Source organism: Janthinobacterium sp. TPC_1, assembly GCF_056037845.1.
The window spans coordinates 1,727,498-1,744,152 of record NZ_CP195157.1; the positions used below are offsets into that span (position 1 = coordinate 1,727,498).

At 63.8% G+C, this 16,655-nt stretch carries 15 protein-coding genes and 1 pseudogene; 5 read left to right on the forward strand and 11 right to left on the reverse strand.

Annotated elements, in window-relative coordinates; genetic code table 11:
* The first annotated feature begins 134 nt into the window (after positions 1-134).
* The gene (locus ACQVLG_RS08395; RefSeq protein ID WP_474293922.1) at positions 135-1,400 is read left to right on the forward strand and encodes a histidine kinase; all 1,266 of its coding nucleotides are present in this window, start codon (positions 135-137) and stop codon (positions 1,398-1,400) included.
* Positions 1,387-2,169, forward strand: coding sequence for a LytR/AlgR family response regulator transcription factor (locus ACQVLG_RS08400; protein ID WP_230540173.1), 783 nt, complete (start codon positions 1,387-1,389; stop codon positions 2,167-2,169). Before ACQVLG_RS08395 ends, ACQVLG_RS08400 begins: the two co-directional genes overlap by 14 nt.
* Positions 2,170-2,175: 6 nt before the next feature.
* Here ACQVLG_RS08400 and ACQVLG_RS08405 read toward each other — a convergent pair whose 3' ends face one another.
* From ACQVLG_RS08405 to ACQVLG_RS08435, 7 genes are all read right to left on the reverse strand, one after another.
* Positions 2,176-3,219, reverse strand: a complete 1,044-nt coding sequence (locus ACQVLG_RS08405) for a histone deacetylase family protein (RefSeq protein WP_474293924.1) — start codon at positions 3,217-3,219, stop codon at positions 2,176-2,178.
* A 19-nt stretch (positions 3,220-3,238) separates the two neighbouring features.
* Positions 3,239-4,840 (reverse strand): glutamate--cysteine ligase, encoded by a 1,602-nt coding sequence (gene gshA, locus ACQVLG_RS08410; RefSeq protein WP_474293926.1) that lies wholly within the window; start codon positions 4,838-4,840, stop codon positions 3,239-3,241.
* A gap of 215 nt (positions 4,841-5,055) precedes the next feature.
* Positions 5,056-5,886 carry a peptide chain release factor N(5)-glutamine methyltransferase gene (prmC, locus tag ACQVLG_RS08415; protein ID WP_474293928.1) on the reverse strand — a complete coding sequence of 277 codons (831 nt, stop codon included), beginning with the start codon at positions 5,884-5,886 and terminating at the stop codon, positions 5,056-5,058.
* 10 nt (positions 5,887-5,896) lie between these two features.
* Positions 5,897-6,367: a disulfide bond formation protein B gene (locus tag ACQVLG_RS08420; protein ID WP_474293930.1), complete on the reverse strand. Its 471-nt coding sequence runs from the start codon at positions 6,365-6,367 to the stop codon at positions 5,897-5,899.
* Between the two features lie 185 nt (positions 6,368-6,552).
* The gene (prfA, locus tag ACQVLG_RS08425; RefSeq protein ID WP_152257601.1) at positions 6,553-7,629 is read right to left on the reverse strand and encodes a peptide chain release factor 1; all 1,077 of its coding nucleotides are present in this window, start codon (positions 7,627-7,629) and stop codon (positions 6,553-6,555) included.
* Positions 7,630-7,720: 91 nt separating this feature from the next.
* Positions 7,721-8,995, reverse strand: coding sequence for a glutamyl-tRNA reductase (gene hemA, locus ACQVLG_RS08430; protein ID WP_230540177.1), 1,275 nt, complete (start codon positions 8,993-8,995; stop codon positions 7,721-7,723).
* Positions 8,996-9,077: 82 nt separating this feature from the next.
* Positions 9,078-9,767 carry a response regulator transcription factor gene (locus tag ACQVLG_RS08435; RefSeq protein ID WP_230540178.1) on the reverse strand — a complete coding sequence of 230 codons (690 nt, stop codon included), beginning with the start codon at positions 9,765-9,767 and terminating at the stop codon, positions 9,078-9,080.
* Positions 9,768-9,936: 169 nt separating this feature from the next.
* On the opposite strand from ACQVLG_RS08435, the gene ACQVLG_RS08440 reads away from it, so the two are divergent.
* Positions 9,937-10,440 carry a YcjF family protein gene (locus tag ACQVLG_RS08440; RefSeq protein WP_230540179.1) on the forward strand — a complete coding sequence of 168 codons (504 nt, stop codon included), beginning with the start codon at positions 9,937-9,939 and terminating at the stop codon, positions 10,438-10,440.
* Between the two features lie 3 nt (positions 10,441-10,443).
* On the opposite strand, the gene minE is transcribed toward ACQVLG_RS08440, so the two are convergent.
* The 4 genes and pseudogenes from minE to metE form a co-directional block, all read right to left on the reverse strand.
* Positions 10,444-10,695: a cell division topological specificity factor MinE gene (gene minE / locus ACQVLG_RS08445; protein ID WP_034752886.1), complete on the reverse strand. Its 252-nt coding sequence runs from the start codon at positions 10,693-10,695 to the stop codon at positions 10,444-10,446.
* A gap of 1 nt (position 10,696) precedes the next feature.
* A pseudogene (gene minD / locus ACQVLG_RS08450) lies at positions 10,697-11,513 on the reverse strand (septum site-determining protein MinD).
* Positions 11,514-11,550: 37 nt separating this feature from the next.
* Positions 11,551-12,300, reverse strand: coding sequence for a septum site-determining protein MinC (minC, locus tag ACQVLG_RS08455; RefSeq protein WP_230540180.1), 750 nt, complete (start codon positions 12,298-12,300; stop codon positions 11,551-11,553).
* A 229-nt stretch (positions 12,301-12,529) separates the two neighbouring features.
* Positions 12,530-14,842 (reverse strand): 5-methyltetrahydropteroyltriglutamate--homocysteine S-methyltransferase, encoded by a 2,313-nt coding sequence (metE, locus tag ACQVLG_RS08460; protein WP_474293934.1) that lies wholly within the window; start codon positions 14,840-14,842, stop codon positions 12,530-12,532.
* Between the two features lie 118 nt (positions 14,843-14,960).
* Here metE and ACQVLG_RS08465 point away from each other — a divergent pair, with 118 nt between their 5' ends.
* The gene (locus tag ACQVLG_RS08465; protein ID WP_474293936.1) at positions 14,961-15,872 is read left to right on the forward strand and encodes a LysR substrate-binding domain-containing protein; all 912 of its coding nucleotides are present in this window, start codon (positions 14,961-14,963) and stop codon (positions 15,870-15,872) included.
* A gap of 129 nt (positions 15,873-16,001) precedes the next feature.
* The gene (locus tag ACQVLG_RS08470) at positions 16,002-16,487 is read left to right on the forward strand and encodes a phasin family protein (protein ID WP_230540183.1); all 486 of its coding nucleotides are present in this window, start codon (positions 16,002-16,004) and stop codon (positions 16,485-16,487) included.
* The last annotated feature ends 168 nt before the right edge of the window (positions 16,488-16,655 follow it).

Consider the following 16,655-nt stretch of genomic DNA (forward strand, 5'->3'; position numbering starts at 1 on the left):
TTATTTCGTGGCGGCGCCTATTTAAGCTTTATTTTCTTGCCTTTGTCCAGTATTGGCCTTCCATCGCATAATGGCCATCGCCGCCGGGGCCGATGGTTATGCTTGGCTCCACTTCACACCCCAGGGAAAAAATCATGACCAGCCTCTTTTTTATTCTCCGTCTCACCTTGGCGACGATGCTCACCTACATCATCGCCACCGCCCTCCTGGTCGAAAACTTCCTGCGCTATATCTTCGGGCACACGGAAGGCTTTTTTGTCATCGTCGGCGCCCTGCTGGCCAGCGCCGTCATCACGAATGCCTTTTCGCATGTGCGCCGGGTGCGCCTGATCGCTGGCGACGTCAATGCGGCTACCCTGTCGAGCCGCCAGCGGCGCCAGATCGAGATCCCGTTCGAGGCGGGCGAGGCATTCGACATGATCGACGCGGCCATCCGCGAATTGCCCGGCAGCGAAGTGGTCGAAAGCGCGCGCGACAGCCTGCAGGTGCAAGCCCGCGTGCGCCGCGCGGCGCCGTACACGGACACGGGCTTGCCCCGCATGCGCGTGCTGGGTTTCCTCGAGCCGCGGCCGAACCAGATCCTCGCCACCGTCACGCCGAATGGCGAAGCGGGCAGCGTAACCCTGATCTGCGAGCCGGCGCGCAATGCCTGGACCGACTGGTTCCTCGTCGACCATGGCAGCAACCTGGAAAACGCGGAAGCGGTGACGCGGGCGATCACCCGCCGGGTGGCGCAGCGCCGCCGCGGCGAGCAGGCCGAAGCGCGCCAGACGGTGACGGAAAAAGAACTCACGGTGGCCAAGCTGAGCCTGTTGCACGCGCAGGTGGAGCCGCACTTCCTGTACAACACCCTGGCCAGCGCCCAGCTGCTCACGCGCAGCGACCCCGTGCGCGCCGACGAGATGCTGGGCAACCTGATCCTGTATTTGCGCCACTCGCTGCCGCGCACGGAGCAAGCCATGTCGACCCTGGGCACGGAGCTGGAACGGGCGCGCGCCTACCTCGACATCCTGAAAATCCGCATGGGCGGGCGCCTGAACCTGCAGATTGAGGTACCGCAATACCTGCGCCAGGTGGAACTGCCGCCGATGATGCTGCAAACGCTGGTGGAAAACGCCATCAAGCATGGCCTGGAGCCGAAAAGCGGCGGCGGCACCATCTGGATCATGGCGCGCAGCGGCAATGGCACGGTGATCGTCACGGTGGCCGATGACGGCAAGGGTTTCAGCGACGACGGCGCCGGCACGGGCATCGGCCTGCGCAATGTGCGCGAACGCCTGCGCCTGATCTATGGCAATGCCGCCGCGTTTGCCATCGTCGCCAATTTCCCCGATGGCGTGACGGCCACCCTCACGGTGCCGGACAGCACGGCGCAAGGAGTGTCGTATGCATCCGCCTGAAATGACGTGCGTCATCGCCGAAGACGAAACCCTGCTGCGCGACGCGCTGGTGGCGATGCTCGGTGAACTGTGGCCGGACCTGCGCATCGTCGCCGCCTGCGACGACGGCGGCACGGCGCTCGAGGCCATCGCCACGCGCAAGCCCGATATCGCCTTCCTCGACATCCGCATGCCGGGCTTGACGGGGCTGGAAGTGGCGGCCGGCGCGCTGGAAGCGAGTCCCGCCACGCAGGTGGTGTTCGTCACGGCCTACGACCAGTACGCGATCGATGCCTTCGATAACGGCGCCGTCGACTATGTATTGAAACCGATTGCCCGCGAGCGCCTGCAGGCGACCCTGCAGCGCCTGCAGGCGCGGGCCGGCAAGGCCCGGGCGGGCGACGGCGCGCTGGCCGGCTTGCTGCAGCAATTGAGCCATGTCTTGCCGGCGGCGGCCAAGTCGCCGCCGCTGGTGTGGCTGACGGCCAGCAGCGGCAAGGATACGCGTTTGATCATGGTGGAAGACATCGCCTATTTTCAATCCGACACCAAGTACACGGCCGTCATGACGGCCGAGGGCGAGGCGCTGCTGCGCAAGCCGATCCGCGAACTGCTCGACGTGCTCGACCCGGCCATTTTCAAGCAGATCCACCGCTCCACCATCGTCAACATGAAGATGGTGGCCTCGGTCACGCGCGACGAGGTGGGCCGCGGCGCCTTGCGCCTCAAAACGCGGCCGGAAACCCTGGCCGTGAGCCAGCCGTTCATGGCCTTGTTCCGGAACATGTAGGCCGGCTTAGTCCGCCGTCTCGAAACCTTCGAGCACATTGACGACATTGATGCCGATTTCCTTTACCGCGTAGCCCCCTTCGAGGATGAAGGCGGTGGGCAGGTTCAGATGCGCGAGGCGCTCGCCCACGCGCAGGTAGTCGCCGCTTTGCAGGGCGAAGTGCGACAGCGGGTCGCCGGCAAAGGTGTCGACACCGAGCGACACCACCAGCGCGTCGGGCGCGTACATCTTGATGCGCAGGCAAGCCGTCTCCAGCGCGGCGAACCAGCTGGCCGTGGTGCTGCCGGCCGGCAGCGGCAGATTGACGTTGTAGCCGAGCCCCGCGCCGCTGCCCGTCTCGTCGGCGTGGCCCAGATAAAACGGGTATTCGCTGCGCGGATCGGCGTGGATCGAGGCGAACAGCACGTCGTCGCGTCCGTAAAAGATGCTTTGCGTGCCGTTGCCGTGGTGGTAATCGATGTCGAGGATGGCGACCTTGCGCGCGCCGTCGTCGAGCAGATGCTGCGCGGCCAGGGCCGCGTTGTTCAGAAAACAGTAGCCGCCAAAGAAATCGCTGCCCGCGTGATGGCCCGGCGGGCGCGTCAGGGCAAACGTGGCCCGCTCGCCCAGGCGCAGCGCATGGGCCGCATTGACGGCGCAGTCGGCGCCCGTCTTGGCCGCCGTCCACGTGCCAGCCGTCAGCGGCGTGCCGTTGTCCATCGAGTACAGGCCCAGCTTGGCCGTGAAGTCGTCCGGTTCGATGTCGCTGCGCAAGGTGCGCACGGGCCACACGGATGGCAAGGCATCCTTGTTGGCGTTATCCGGGTCGAGCGCCAGCCAGTCGTGCCAGGCGTGGCGCAGGAAATGCAGGTAGCGCGGCGTGTGGATGCGTTCCAGCGACGTCAGCGGCACGCCGTGCGGCGTGACGATGCGGCCCAGGTTGCGCCGTCCCAGTTCGGCCACCACCATGTCGGCCCGCTCCGGCGTCTCGAAGCAGGGCACCATGGTGCCGCGAAACATCTCGAAGCGGCCCCGGTGCTGGCCGTGCAATTCATTATAGAAGGTCAGCATCGGGGCGTTTTGCGCAAGGTCAGGTGTGCGAGCACAGGGTGCTGGCGCGGTAGGCGGCGACGAAGTCGTCGAAGCTGCCGGCGGGCGCCGCTTCCATGGCGCGCTGCTCGGCCAGAGAGCTTTCCGCCAGCTGGTCGAAATACGCGCTTTGCCCGGGTGTGGGCGGATGCGCGCGGAACCAGGCGGCGTGGCGTTCGCTCTGGCGCAGACCGAAGGCGGCAAACGAGCCGCCGTTGGCGCGCAGTTCGGCCAAGACCTTCGCCGATGGCGTCGCGTCCGGGTCGGCCAGTTTACGGGCTTGCGCTGCCAGGCTGTCCGCATGCTGCGTGCCGCCCTGGCGCGCGTCGAGCAAGGCCGCCACGGGCGCGATACGCGCCAGCAATTCCTCGCCCCACGCCTGCAAGCCGATCTCTTCGCCGTCGCGGCGCAGGCTCAAGCCCGGCTTGCGGCCTTCCTTGACGGTGCGGGCGAAATTGTGCGTGTAGCAGGCGCTTTGCTCGGCGGAAATAGGCGCGCTGTCGTCGAGCGCGCAGAACAGCAGGAAGGCGTCGAGGAAGCGGCCCGTTTCCAGGCTGATGCCGACCGGTTCGAACGGGTCGACATCCATGCAGCGCACTTCGATGTATTGCACGCCGCGCAGGCACAGGGCCTGGATGGGGCGCTCGCCCGTGCGGATCACGCGTTTCGGGCGGATGGTCGAATAGTACTCATTTTCGATCTGCAGCACGTTGGTGGACAATTGTATCCACTCGCCATCCTTCTTCGTGCCCAGCGCCGCGTACGGCGGATACGGGTCGTTGACGGCGTGCGTGAGGGCGTTGACGTAATCATCGAGGCTGTTTTCGTGCGGACGCAGGCCGGACTGGGCATCGTTCTGGTAGCCGAGGTCGCTCATGCGCAGGCTGGTGGCGTACGGCAGGAACAGGGTGTCGCCGGACAAGGTGTCGAGCTTGTGCGCGCGGCCGCGCAGGAAGCCGGCGGACAGGGCCGGCGAAGCGCCGAACAGGTACATCAAGAGCCAGCTGTAGCGGCGGAAATTGCGGATCGTCGCCAGGTAGCTTTCCGACTGCACGTCTTTCGGCGTGGCGGTTGCGTGCGCCGGGCTGGCGCTGGTGTCCGGATGGCTGGCCAGCACTTGCCACAGCTGCTCGTCGAGCGAATAGTTGTAATGGATGCCGGCGATGCATTGCATGGCTTTGCCGTAGCGCAAGGCCAGGCCGCGCCGGTAGACGTGCTTGAGCATGCCCATGTTCGACGTGCCGTAGTTGGCGATCTCGATATCTTCCTCGGGCGGCAGCTGGCAGGGCATCGACTGGCTCCACAGCAACTCGTCGCCGAGGCGGCTGTAGGCATGGCGGTGCACGGTATCGAGCTTGTCGAGCGTGACGGCGATGTCGGTTTCGGCCGGGGTGATGAATTCGAGCAGCGCTTCGGCGTAGTCGGTGGTGATTTCAGGGTGCGTCAGCGCCGAGCCCAGGGCGGCGGGGTGGGGCGTGGAAGCCAGATGGCCGGCATGGTCGACGCGCAGGGTTTCACGCTCGATGCCGCGCAAGCCGCCCAGCAGCGCGCGGTTGGCATCTTCGGTCAGCAATGCCAGGCGGCGAGTCAACAGGTTGGGCAATTTGAGCTTCCTTTCTTGTGCAGCATATAAATAATTTGTGCTGAGATTAACCGAATTTTGGCAAATGCGTCGGCGCCGGCCCAAAAAACGCCGCGTCGCCAGCGTCCGCCCCGGGCAAGGGGGGCGGCGCTTCGGTCAGGAATTCGCTTGATATTTTAACAAACTGCGGGGGGATCTGGCGCGCCGCCGGGTCAAGCTTTGCGCAGATGGCGCGGTCAGCCCAGGCGGGCGCCGCTGACTCGTTCGATGCCGGCCAGGTCGCGCCAGCTTTGCACTTTGTTGTAGCCGGCAGCGGCCAGCAGCTCGCGCACCTGGGCCGCCTGGTCATAGCCGTGTTCCATCAGCAGCCAGGCGCCCGTCGCCAGGTGGCGCGCCGCGCCGGCAACGATGGTGCGCAGGGCCGACAGGCCATCCGCATGGTCGGTCAGCGCGCCGGCCGGCTCGAAGCGCAGGTCGCCCTCGGCCAGGTGGCGGTCGCCGCTGGCGATGTAGGGGGGATTCGAGACGATCAGGTCGAATTTTTCCGTGCCCAGCGCCTCGAACCAGTCGCTGGCCATGAAGGTGATGTTGACGCCGTTGGCGCTGGCATTGCGGCGCGCCACGGCCAGCGCCGCGCTGCTCACGTCCAGGGCCGTGACGACGGCGTCCGGCCGCGTGTAGGCCAGGGCGACGGCGATGGCGCCGCTGCCCGTGCCCATGTCGAGCACCCGGCCGCCGGGCGGCAGGCGCTCGAGCGCCAGTTCCACCAGCACTTCCGTGTCGGGGCGGGGGATCAGCACGGCCTCGTTGACTTCAAAGGGCAAGCCGAAGAATTCGCGCTGGCCGACGATGTAGGCGATCGGTTCGCCTTGCAGGCGGCGCGCCAGCAAGGCTGACAGACGCTGGATTTCTTCGTTAGTGAGCACTCGCTCCGATTGCGTGATCAGCGAGACGCGCGACAGGCCCAGCGCGTGGCCCAGCAGGATGCGGTTGTCGAGCGGATCGAGCAGCGGACGGATTTGCAGGGCGCCGACAGTGCTGCCGGCGGGTATCAGTGTTTCTGGCATGAATAGTCTATTATTTTTTGCGGCGCAGCAGTGTCCACAGCAGGCCTACGGTAAAAATGGCAAACCAGATGAACGCCCATTGCGGGATGGACAGGCCGAAAAACGGCTCGCCGGCATTTTCGCAGGCGCCATACGATTCAAACATGAAAGGCATGAGTTCGGCCGTGAAAATCTTGTTCAGCGCCGTTTCCACCGGGTCGATGCCGCACGAGAAGCCGGGGTTGGCCAGCACGTACAAATGCTTGGTACCCACGCCCAGGCCGCCCAGGGCCGCCAGCACGCCGATGCCGGCGCCGATTTTCGGGCGGTTGGCGGCGGCGCCCGCCAGGCAGGCGACGCCGATGGCGAGGAACAGGTAGCGCTGGATCACGCACAGCGGGCACGGCGCCATGTTCATGGCATGCTGCAAATACATGGCCACACCCAGCATCAGGAAACACAGGGCGGCGATCGACAGGAGGACGGTGCGTGAATTTTTCATGGGCGACACGGTGAGGTGGATGGAATCGAGCTGGTCATTTTCGCACAAGGGCCGATTTTTATTGCTTAGCCGCTACTTAAACCCTTGATCTGGCTGGGCGCTTTAAAAAGTGTTCAGGGCAAGGCGCAGCGCCGCAGGCAGTACGAATGTACGGCCAGGCGATGCAACGCCGCCATGGACGCTTTTTAATCGCCCAGCGCGGCAAGCAGCTCCGCCTGGTGCTCCGCCGCCAAGGCATTCGTCAGTTCCGTCAAATCCCCATCCATGATGAAATCCAGTTTATATAACGTCAGGTTGATGCGGTGGTCCGTCAGGCGGCCTTGCGGGAAGTTGTACGTGCGGATGCGCTCGCTGCGGTCGCCCGAGCCGATCAGGCTCTTGCGCGTGGCCGCTTCCTTCGACTGCTGTTCGCGCAATTGCACGTCCTTGATGCGCGCGGCCAGCACTTTCATCGCCTGCGCCTTGTTCTTGTGCTGGCTGCGGTCATCCTGGCATTCGACGACGATGCCGGTCGGCAAGTGGGTGATGCGCACGGCCGAATCCGTCTTGTTGATGTGCTGTCCGCCCGCGCCCGAGGCGCGGTAGGTGTCGATGCGCAGGTCGGCCGGGTTGATGTTGACGTCTTCCACTTCATCGGCTTCCGGCATCACGGCCACCGTGCAGGCGGAGGTGTGGATGCGGCCCTGCGTTTCCGTGGCCGGCACGCGCTGCACGCGGTGGCCGCCCGACTCGAATTTCAGCTTCGAATACGCGCCATTGCCGACGATACGCACGATCACCTCGCGGTAGCCGCCCAGGTCGGAGTCCGACGACGACACGAGTTCCACCTGCCAGCGGTTGCGCTCGGCAAAGCGCGTGTACATGCGCAACAAATCGCCGGCGAACAGGGCCGATTCGTCGCCGCCCGTGCCCGCACGAATTTCCAGGAAGATATTGCGCTCGTCGTTGACGTCCTTCGGCAGCAGCATGGTCTGCAGTTCCCGTTCCAGCTGCGCCATGGTGGCTTTCGCCGCCTCGATCTCTTCCTGGGCGAATTCCTTCATGTCCGGATCGGACAGCATCTCTTGCGCTGTCGCAATATCGTTGCCCGCTTCCTGGTAGGAACGGTACAGGGCCACCAGCGGGCCCAGTTCGGCGTGCTCGCGCGTCATCTTGCGGTAGCTGTCCATGTTCGACGTGGCGTCCGGGTGCATCAGCAGTTCGTCGAGTTCGACCAGGCGGTTCGCCAGTTGATCGAGTTTGGCCAGCATGGATGGTTTCATAGCGATTCGCGGTAAAAAGAGTGTAGGGATGATGCAAGCCCGGCAGGCGGGGGCAGGGGGGGCGGCCGCGCGGGCGGCCAGCGGGGCTGCGCTAACGGCGGGGGCGGAACAGTTTCGGCAGCAGGGTGACCAGCTGCTTGCGCTCGTCGCCTTGCGCATGGTGCAGCGCCTGCTGCGGGCCGTGCAGGAACTTGGCCGTCAAGCCTTTCGACAGCGCTTCGAGCACGGCGTCGATGTCGGCACCCTTGGCCAGCATCTTGCGCGCCCGTTCCACTTCCATCAGGCGCAACGATTCGCTGTTTTCATGCAAATGCTGGATGACGGGCACCATGGCGCGGTCGTCGACCCAGCTCATGAACGATTGCACGCGCGTCTCGATGATGGCCTCGGCTTGCGCCACGGCCGCTTGCCGGCTTTCCAGGCCCGTCTGCACGACCTTGCCCAGGTCATCGACCGTGTACAGGAAGACGTCGTTCAAACGGCCCACTTCCGCCTCGATGTCGCGCGGCACGGCCAGGTCGACCATGAACATGGGCTTGTGGCGGCGCGCCTTGATGGCGCGCTCGACCAGGCCCAGGCCCAGCAGCGGCAAGGACGATGCCGTGCACGAGATGACGATGTCGAACTGGTGCAGCTTTTCCGGCAGGTCCGCCAGGCGGATGGCCGTGCCGTTGAAGCGGTGTGCGAGTTCCTCGCCGCGCTCCATGGTGCGGTTGGCAATCGTGATGCTTTTCGGATTTTGTGCGGCAAAGTGGGTGGCGCACAGTTCGATCATTTCGCCGGCGCCGATGAACAGCACATTCTGTTCGGCGATCTTGTCGAAGATGCGTTGCGACAGGCGCACGGCGGCGGCCGCCATGGACACGCTGTGGGCGCCGATTTCCGTGCTGCTGCGCACTTCCTTGGCCACCGAAAAGCTGCGCTGGAACAACTGGTGCAGATACGTGCCCAGGCCGCCCGCCTCGTCGGCCGTGCGGATGGCGTCCTTGATCTGCCCCAGGATCTGCGTTTCGCCCAGCACCATCGAATCGAGCCCGGAGGCGACGCGGAAGGTGTGGCGCACGGCATCGTGCTGCGGCAGCATATACAAGTGGGGGCGCAGCTCGCTGTAGTTGAGCTTGTGGTAGTCGGCCAGGAAATGCGCGCCCGCGTCGAGCGGGTTCGGCACATGGCTGGCCGCATACAGTTCCGTGCGGTTGCAGGTCGAGAGGATGGCCGCTTCGTCGTTGTCGCGCAGATCGATGCGCTGGAACCAGGTACGCGCCGCCATCACCGCCGAACCCAGATGCTCAGGCGCAAACGCCAGCTGTTCGCGGAGCGACACTGGGGCGGTGGTATGGTTGAGACCGACGGCGAGCAGTTGCATTTCAGGGCTGTTGGGATGACTTATGCCGACATTATAACGCTTTTGTGCCCGCGCTTTGAGCAGGTCAGCCGTTTGCCGCCGTTCAGCCGCCCAGTTTTTCCAGACGGTAACCATAACTGTAGACGGGCACGAGGCGGTAGCCGTGTTCCGGTTTCAGCTGCAGCTTGTTGCGCACGCGCGAAACGTGGGTATCCATGGTGCGCGAGGGCAGGGCCGTGTCGCGTTGCCACACGGCTTCGTGGATGTAGGCGCGCGACAGGGGGCGGCCCAGGTTGCGGAAAAACAGCAGCGCCAGGGCGAATTCCTTGTGCGTCACGTCCAGCACTTCGCCATCCTTCAGCAGCCGGCCGGGGCGGGTTTCAAATGTGTAATGACCGAATTGCAAGTTCTCTGCGCCATTCTGGGCCGGGTAGGCCACGCGCAGCAGCGCCTGGGTGCGCAAGGTCAGTTCGCTGCGCCGCAGGGGCTTGATCATGTAGTCGTCGGCCCCTGCCGTCATGCCCGCCACCACGTCGTCCTCGCCGGAACTGTTGGTCATAAACAACACGGGCGCCTTGGGCGCCAGTTTTTCCCGGGCACGGCGCAAGACTTCGGCGCCGTCCAGATCGCTCACATGCCAGTCGAGGATGAGCATGTCGCAACTGTCCTTGCGCAATTGCCCCAGCATTTCCTTGCCACTCTGAAACTCGTGGCAAGCGTGGCCGGCGGCGGTGAGCACCTGGCAGATCAGTTCTGCCTGGCTATGGTCGCTATCGAGTACGGCAATTCGCATAATGGGCTGGAGTGTGTAGCAACAAACAGACGGTCTGCTCTGCTTATCGTAATGTTAAGGAATGCTCAAGTGAAATATAACAGAGATTGCAACTGTGTCCAGTGAAATCGGCAGCGCAAGCCTTTACGTTACACTTGTTCATCTACCCCCTACCAGCGGAGAAGCGGCCATGCCAGACAAGAGCACTACCGATTGGACCCTGATACCGGCCAGTCATGCGGAAATCGAGCAAGTGCGCGAACGTTGCCGGCGCCTGGTGCAGCGGCGCGCCATGATGTCGGCCGGCGCGTCGGCCATTCCCATTCCCGGCATCGACCTGATGTCCGATGTCGGCCTGTTTTCCATGCTGATCAACGATATCAACCACGAATTCGGCCTCACGCCCGAGCAGATCGAGCGCCTGAACCCGCAGTTCAAGATGATGGCCTACCGCGCGGCGGTGGGCATGGGCGGCATGCTGGTGGGAAAGTTGGTGTCGCGCGAACTGATCCTCCACCTGCTCAAGCGCAGTGGCGTCAAGATTGCCACCAAGCAGGTGGCGCGCTTCGTGCCGTTCGCCGGCCAGGCGGTGGCGGCAGCCATCGGCTACGCCGTATTCCGCCAGATCGGCAACCAGCACGTGAACGCCTGCGCCGCGGTGGCGCAGGAATTGCTTACGGTCAGGCCGGAGTAGGTTTTACGCGTCCGGCAGCACCACGTTGACGTCGAGCACCTCCAGGTTGCCCTGGCGGTCCAGCGAGATCTTGATGTCGTCGGCATTCACCTTGGTGTACTTGGAAATGACGGCGATCAATTCCTTGTGCAGGGCGGGCAGGAAGTCCGGACCATCGCGTCCGCTGCGTTCGCGGGCGATGATGATCTGCAGGCGTTCCTTGGCCGCGGTGGCCGTCTTCGGCTTGGGGGGGAACAGGAAAGAAAGCAAGGCCATATCACTTCGCCCCAAAAATGCGCTGGAGTAATCCAGGCTTTTCATAGTTGGTAAAGCGCAACTCGACCTCTTCGCCGAGGAAACGCGAGACCACGTCTTCATAGGCTTGCGCCACGTCCGTGCCCGTGAAATGGATGGCCGGGTTGCCCTGGTTCGAGGCGGCCAGCACTTGTTCCGATTCCGGAATGATGCCCACCAGCGGGATGCGCAGGATTTCCTGCACGTCCTGGTAGGACAGCATTTCATCCGATTCCACGCGTTTCGGCGAGTAGCGGGTGATCAGCAAATGTTCCTTGACGGGCTCGCCGCCCGTCTGCGCGCGGCGCGACTTGGCTTGCAGGATGCCCCAGGATGCGGTCCGAATCGCGCACCGACGACACTTCCGGGTTGGTGACGATGATGGCTTCGTCGGCAAAGGTCAGCGCCATCAGCGCGCCATGTTCGATGCCGGCCGGCGAATCGCAGATGATGAACTCGAAACCCATGTTGATCAGGTCGTTCAACACGCGTTCCACGCCTTCTTCCGACAAGGCATCCTTGTCGCGCGTTTGCGACGCGGGCAGGATGAACAGGTTGTCGCAGTGTTTGTCCTTGATCAAGGCCTGGTTCAGGGTCGCTTCTTTATTGATCACATTGATCAGGTCGTAGACGACGCGGCGCTCGCAACCCATGATCAGGTCGAGGTTGCGCAGGCCCACGTCGAAGTCGAGCACGGCTGTCTTGTGGCCGCGCATGGCCAGGCCAGTGGAAAAACTGGCGCTAGAGGTCGTCTTGCCGACACCGCCCTTGCCGGACGTCACAACAATAATTCTTGCCACAAATAATCCTTTTCAGATATCTCTTGAATTGTGCAGCTTAAGAGCGGTTCACGGGAGTGACCGGATTGACAGAGTGTATATCGATTCTGTCTCCAGCCAAACGAATTTGCGCGGGTCCGCGCGCCATTTCCGGGGGGAAACCATCCTCGAACGTGCGGTACACGCCGGCGATCGAGACCAGTTCCGGTTCCATGGCCAGCGCGAAGATGCGCGCCTGGGGATTGCCCGAGGCGCCGGCCAGCGCGCGGCCGTACAGCGAGGAATACACGTGGATGCTGCCGTCGGCGATGATTTCGGCGCCATTGTTGACGACGGCGGTGATGATCAGGTCGCAGCCGCGCGCGTAAATGCGCTGGCCGGCCCGCACGGGCGTGTCGATCACCATCACTTGCGCTTCGGCGCCCGACTGGGCGGCGGCCGTGGCGGAATCCTTGGGGCCATCCTTGGGCGGCGCATCGTCGCGCGTCTTGCCGCTGTCGAGGCTCAGGCCTTGCGCCAGGATGGCGTCATGCATGTCGGCGGGCGCATTGCGCACGGCCACGGCATTCAAACGGTATTTTTTCAGCAGGGCCACGAGGCCGGCCCAGTCGATGGGCGTGCTGCCAGGCGGCAAATCGGCCACGTCCAGCACGGCCAGGTCGTCCTCGAAAAAATCGGCCACGCCCCCCGTCATGTCGCGCAAGGCGGCATCGAGTGCCTGCGTATCGGCGCTATGCATGATGGCGGAAACGGCAACGACGGTGGAAATCTTGATTTCGATAGGCTTCTGCGACGGGCTTTTGGACATAAACATTTATCAAAGTGAAACTGCGGCAGGCCAGATGTTCCGTACGGCAACAATGGGAGCAGTAAATTTCTTGCATTCTACTGCAAAAAAATCAGCATCAGGGGCCTGGAGTGTGCTATTCCGCAGGGCAACACCTACTTCAGGTCAAAAAAAACGGGCGGCGCCCCGGAAAACCGGTGCGCCGCCCCGAAAGCAGCCCAACATGCGCCCTGACGGCGCTGTTCCTGGCTCAAGCCGCGCGCATCTGGCGCGCCGCCGCCACCATATTTTTCAGGGCCGCCTCCGTTTCCGCCCAGCCCCGCGTCTTCAAGCCGCAGTCCGGGTTCACCCATAAATTGGCTGACGGAATGACCGCGCTGGCTTTTTGCAGCAATTTCACCATGTCGACGGTTGTGGGGATGCGCGGCGAGTGGATGTCGTACACGCCGGGGCCGATTTCGTTCGGATACTGGAACTGGCCAAAGCCCGTCAGCAGCTGCATGTCCGAGCGGCTCGTCTCGATCGTGATGACGTCCGCATCCATGGCGGCGATCTGCGGCAGGATGTCGTTGAACTCGGCGTAGCACATGTGCGTGTGGATCTGCGTCGTGTCCTTGACCACGGAAGCGGCGATGCGGAAGGCGCGCGTGGCCCAGTCCAGGCAGGCGTCCCACTGGCCGCGGCGCAGCGGCAAGCCTTCGCGGATGGCCGGCTCGTCGATCTGGATGATGCCGATGCCTGCCGCTTCCAGGTCTTGCACTTCATCGCGCATGGCCAGGGCGATTTGCAGCGCCGTCGTGGCGCGCGGCTGGTCGTCGCGCGCGAACGACCATTGCAAGAGCGTGACGGGCCCCGTCAGCATGCCTTTCATGGGTTTATCCGTCAGGCTTTGCGCGTGCACCGTCCATGCGACGGTCATGGCGGCCGGGCGCTGCACGTCGCCGTAGATGACGGGCGGCTTGACGCAGCGCGAGCCGTACGATTGCACCCAGCCGTGGCGCGTGAAGGCGAACCCGTCGAGCTGCTCGCCGAAATATTCGACCATGTCCTTGCGTTCCGCTTCGCCATGCACGAGCACGTCCAGGCCCAGCGCTTCCTGGCGTGCCACGGCGTGGGCGATTTCGGCGCGCATCTGCCGTTCATACTCGTCCACGGCCAGTTCGCCCCGTTGATGGCTGGCGCGGGCGGCGCGGATGGCCGCCGTCTGCGGGAAGGAGCCGATGGTCGTCGTCGGGAAGTCGGGCAGGCGCAGGCGCGCGCGCTGCATGGCCTGGCGCTGCGGGAAGCCGGAATCGCGGCGGTCGGCGGTGGGCGACAGCGTCTGCAGGCGCTGCGCGACCGCCGCACGGTGCACGCGGGGGCTGGCGCGGCGGCTGGCGATGGCCCGGCGGGACCTCGCCAGCGCGGTATCGTCGGGATGGCCTTCCAGTGCGTCTTTCAGCAGCGCAAGTTCCGTGAGTTTTTCCGTGGCAAACGCCAGCCAGCTCTTGATGTCGCCATCGAGGTCCGTCTCCGCTTCCAGGCTGAACGGCACGTGCAGCAAGGAGCACGACGGCGCCAGCCACAGCTGGCCGTTGCGTTTGGCCGCCAGCGGCTGCAGCACGGCCAGGGCCGCGTCGAGGTCGGTGCGCCAGATATTGCGCCCGTCGACGATGCCGACCGACAAGACTTTATGCGCGGGCAGCCAGTCCGTCACACTGGTCAGTTCATGCGGCGCGCGGATGCCGTCCACGTGCAGCCCGGCCACGGGCAGGCGGCACGTCAGGCTGAGGTTTTCTTCCAGCGGCGAGAAATACGTGGCCAGCAGGATATTCACGCCCACCTGGTTCAGCTGCCAGTAGGCGCTTTCGAAGGCGCTGCGCCAGGCATTGGGCAAGTCCAGGCCCAGGATCGGTTCGTCGAGCTGCACCCAGGCCACACCTTGTTGTTTCAGGCGGTCGAGCAGGGCGCCGTAGACGGGCAGCAATTGTTCCAGCAGGGCCAGGCGCTCGAAGCCCGGCGTCTTTTCCTTGCCCAGCCACAGGAAGGTGAGGGGGCCGATCAGGGCCGCCTTGACCTCGTGGCCCAGCGCCTGTGCCTCGGCCACTTCCGCCAGCAGGCGCTCGCAGGCCAGAGAAAATTGCGTCTGCGGCGATAATTCGGGCACCAGGTAATGGTAATTGGTGTCAAACCACTTGGTCATTTCCAGCGCGGCTGTGCCTGCGGCGTGCGCATGGTGCGCGTGGCCGCAGCCGGCATGCGCGGCGTGCGCGTCCGCGCCGCGCGCCATGGTGAAATAGCGCGCCAGCGGCGATTTCTCCGGCGTAAAGTTGAAACGCGCCGGTTCGCAGCCCAGCAGCTGTATATGGCTGGCCACCTGGTCGTAGAAGGCGAAGTCGCCCACGGTGACGCAGGCCAGGCCCGCGTCCCTTTGCAGGGCCCAGTGGCGCGCCCGCAGTTGCCGGCCCGTCGCCTCCAGGGCCGCCTCGGAGACCTCGCCGCGCCAGTGGCTTTCCAGCGCCCGTTTCAGTTCGCGCGCGGCGCTGATACGGGGAAAGCCAAGGATGTGGGTACGAATGGTCATGATGTCATCGAGATTTAATGTGAATGCGCTAGAGTGTGCGGCAACTTGGTCTATAATCAAAACGAAACATTTTGCCGAATAACATGAAAATAATTCACGTACAGACGTCATTTCCCCGATGCTAGAAATCCGCCACCTGCGCACCCTGAGTGCCCTGCGTTCTTCCGGCAGCCTGGTGCGCGCCGCGCAACTGCTCAACCTGACCCAGTCGGCGCTGTCGCACCAGATCCGTTTGCTGGAAGAGCGCTACAAGGCGCCCCTGTTCGAGCGCAAGTCGATGCCGATCGCGTTTACGGCCACGGGCAGCCGGCTGCTGGAGCTGGCCGACAAGCTGCTGCCCGAGATCGAGCTGGCCGAGCGCGACGTGGCGCGTTTGTCGCAGGGCGACAAGGGGCAGCTGCGCGTGGCGCTCGAATGCCATACCTGTTTCGACTGGCTCATGCCCGTGATGGATGCGTTCCGCCAGCGCTGGCCGGAAGTGGAGATCGATCTTGTCTCCGGCTTTCACAGCGAACCGGCGGACTTGCTGCGCTCGGGCGAGGCGGACCTGGTCATTGGCTCGCCGTACGGCCCCGATTTCACCGTGTTTCCCCTGTTCCGCTTTGAAATGCTGGTGGTGATGGCGCAGAAGCACCGGCTGCAGGCGCAGCGCCGCCTCGCGGCGAGCGATTTTACGGGCGAGACCCTGATCATCACCTATCCCGTGCCGGAAGAGCGCATCGACCTGATCCGCGAAGTGCTGCGGCCGGCCGGGATCCAGTTTGAACGCCGCACGGCGGAATTGACGGTGGCCGTGCTGCAGCTGGTGGCGAGCCGGCGCGGCATCGCCGCCTTGCCGAACTGGGCCATCAAGAATTACGTCGATTACGATTATGTGGTGGCGCGCCCGGTGGGCGAGCACGGCTTGTGGAGCGACCTGTATGTGTCGGTGCCTGAGCCGTTGCAGGACAAGGCGTATGTGCGCGATTTCGTCAGCGTGATACGCGAACAGTGCGCAGCCTCGCTCGACGGTATCAAGTTGTTGTCCTGATCAACGTTGAATTGGAAACAAACCAACAGCAAAGCTTGATAAATATCAAGGTTCAGCAATGAACCACCGCTTACAGTTGAGTACTGTGCGGCGCAACATGGCGTCGCCTACTCTTTGGGGAGGAACGACATGTTTTCATTTTCCGAACAATGGGCACTGGCCGGCAAGGCCGTGGTGGAAGCACAATTGATCGCTGCGCAAGCGTATGCCCAGGCCGCCGTCGACAGCGGTGCCAGCGTGCTGGACTTGCAGATCGATGCGGCCCGCACGGCGCTGGCTGCCGCTACGGTAGCGGGCAATCAGCTGTTGTCCGTGAAGGACCCGCAAGCGCTGCTGCAACTGTCGCGCACGCAGTCGCAACTGGCCATCGAACGCATCGGTGCATATGGCCGCCAGGCAAAGGATGTTGCTCAAGAAACCCAGGAGAAATTCGACACTGTGACAAAGGGTGAGTTTGCTGCATCGCGTCAAAAATTTGGCGAGCTGTTGCAGGTGGTAAAGCAAACGCCCGTGCCCCTGATTATTCCCTTCAATAATTTTCTAAAAACCACTTTCGGCGGCGCCGATGAAGGGTATGATAAAAATAAAAACACGCGTCCTGCGCGCCAGGCGTAAGCGTTTTGCGGCCCGGCAGCGGCTATCCGCCGCGCCAGGTTGCCCGCCGCCACCGCAAGCAGGCTGTCATCGCCGCCGCCAGCGGTGCGGCGCTGGAACTGCGGCGCATGCCGCGCTAGAATGAAACGCAGCTTGCTGTGTCTTCCCGGATTCACTGGATTCCAATTG

What these genes read in the sequence shown, in the direction of transcription:
- ACQVLG_RS08395 (WP_474293922.1), top strand. Translation starts at nt 135, where the DNA reads ATGACCAGCCTCTTTTTTATTCTCCGTCTCACCTTGGCGACGATGCTC.
- ACQVLG_RS08400 (WP_230540173.1), top strand. Translation starts at nt 1,387, where the DNA reads ATGCATCCGCCTGAAATGACGTGCGTCATCGCCGAAGACGAAACCCTG.
- ACQVLG_RS08405 (WP_474293924.1), bottom strand. Translation starts at nt 3,219, where the DNA reads ATGCTGACCTTCTATAATGAATTGCACGGCCAGCACCGGGGCCGCTTC.
- prmC (WP_474293928.1), bottom strand. Translation starts at nt 5,886, where the DNA reads ATGCCAGAAACACTGATACCCGCCGGCAGCACTGTCGGCGCCCTGCAA.
- ACQVLG_RS08420 (WP_474293930.1), bottom strand. Translation starts at nt 6,367, where the DNA reads ATGAAAAATTCACGCACCGTCCTCCTGTCGATCGCCGCCCTGTGTTTC.
- prfA (WP_152257601.1), bottom strand. Translation starts at nt 7,629, where the DNA reads ATGAAACCATCCATGCTGGCCAAACTCGATCAACTGGCGAACCGCCTG.
- hemA (WP_230540177.1), bottom strand. Translation starts at nt 8,995, where the DNA reads ATGCAACTGCTCGCCGTCGGTCTCAACCATACCACCGCCCCAGTGTCG.
- ACQVLG_RS08435 (WP_230540178.1), bottom strand. Translation starts at nt 9,767, where the DNA reads ATGCGAATTGCCGTACTCGATAGCGACCATAGCCAGGCAGAACTGATC.
- ACQVLG_RS08440 (WP_230540179.1), top strand. Translation starts at nt 9,937, where the DNA reads ATGCCAGACAAGAGCACTACCGATTGGACCCTGATACCGGCCAGTCAT.
- minE (WP_034752886.1), bottom strand. Translation starts at nt 10,695, where the DNA reads ATGGCCTTGCTTTCTTTCCTGTTCCCCCCCAAGCCGAAGACGGCCACC.
- minC (WP_230540180.1), bottom strand. Translation starts at nt 12,300, where the DNA reads ATGTCCAAAAGCCCGTCGCAGAAGCCTATCGAAATCAAGATTTCCACC.
- metE (WP_474293934.1), bottom strand. Translation starts at nt 14,842, where the DNA reads ATGACCATTCGTACCCACATCCTTGGCTTTCCCCGTATCAGCGCCGCG.
- ACQVLG_RS08465 (WP_474293936.1), top strand. Translation starts at nt 14,961, where the DNA reads ATGCTAGAAATCCGCCACCTGCGCACCCTGAGTGCCCTGCGTTCTTCC.
- ACQVLG_RS08470 (WP_230540183.1), top strand. Translation starts at nt 16,002, where the DNA reads ATGTTTTCATTTTCCGAACAATGGGCACTGGCCGGCAAGGCCGTGGTG.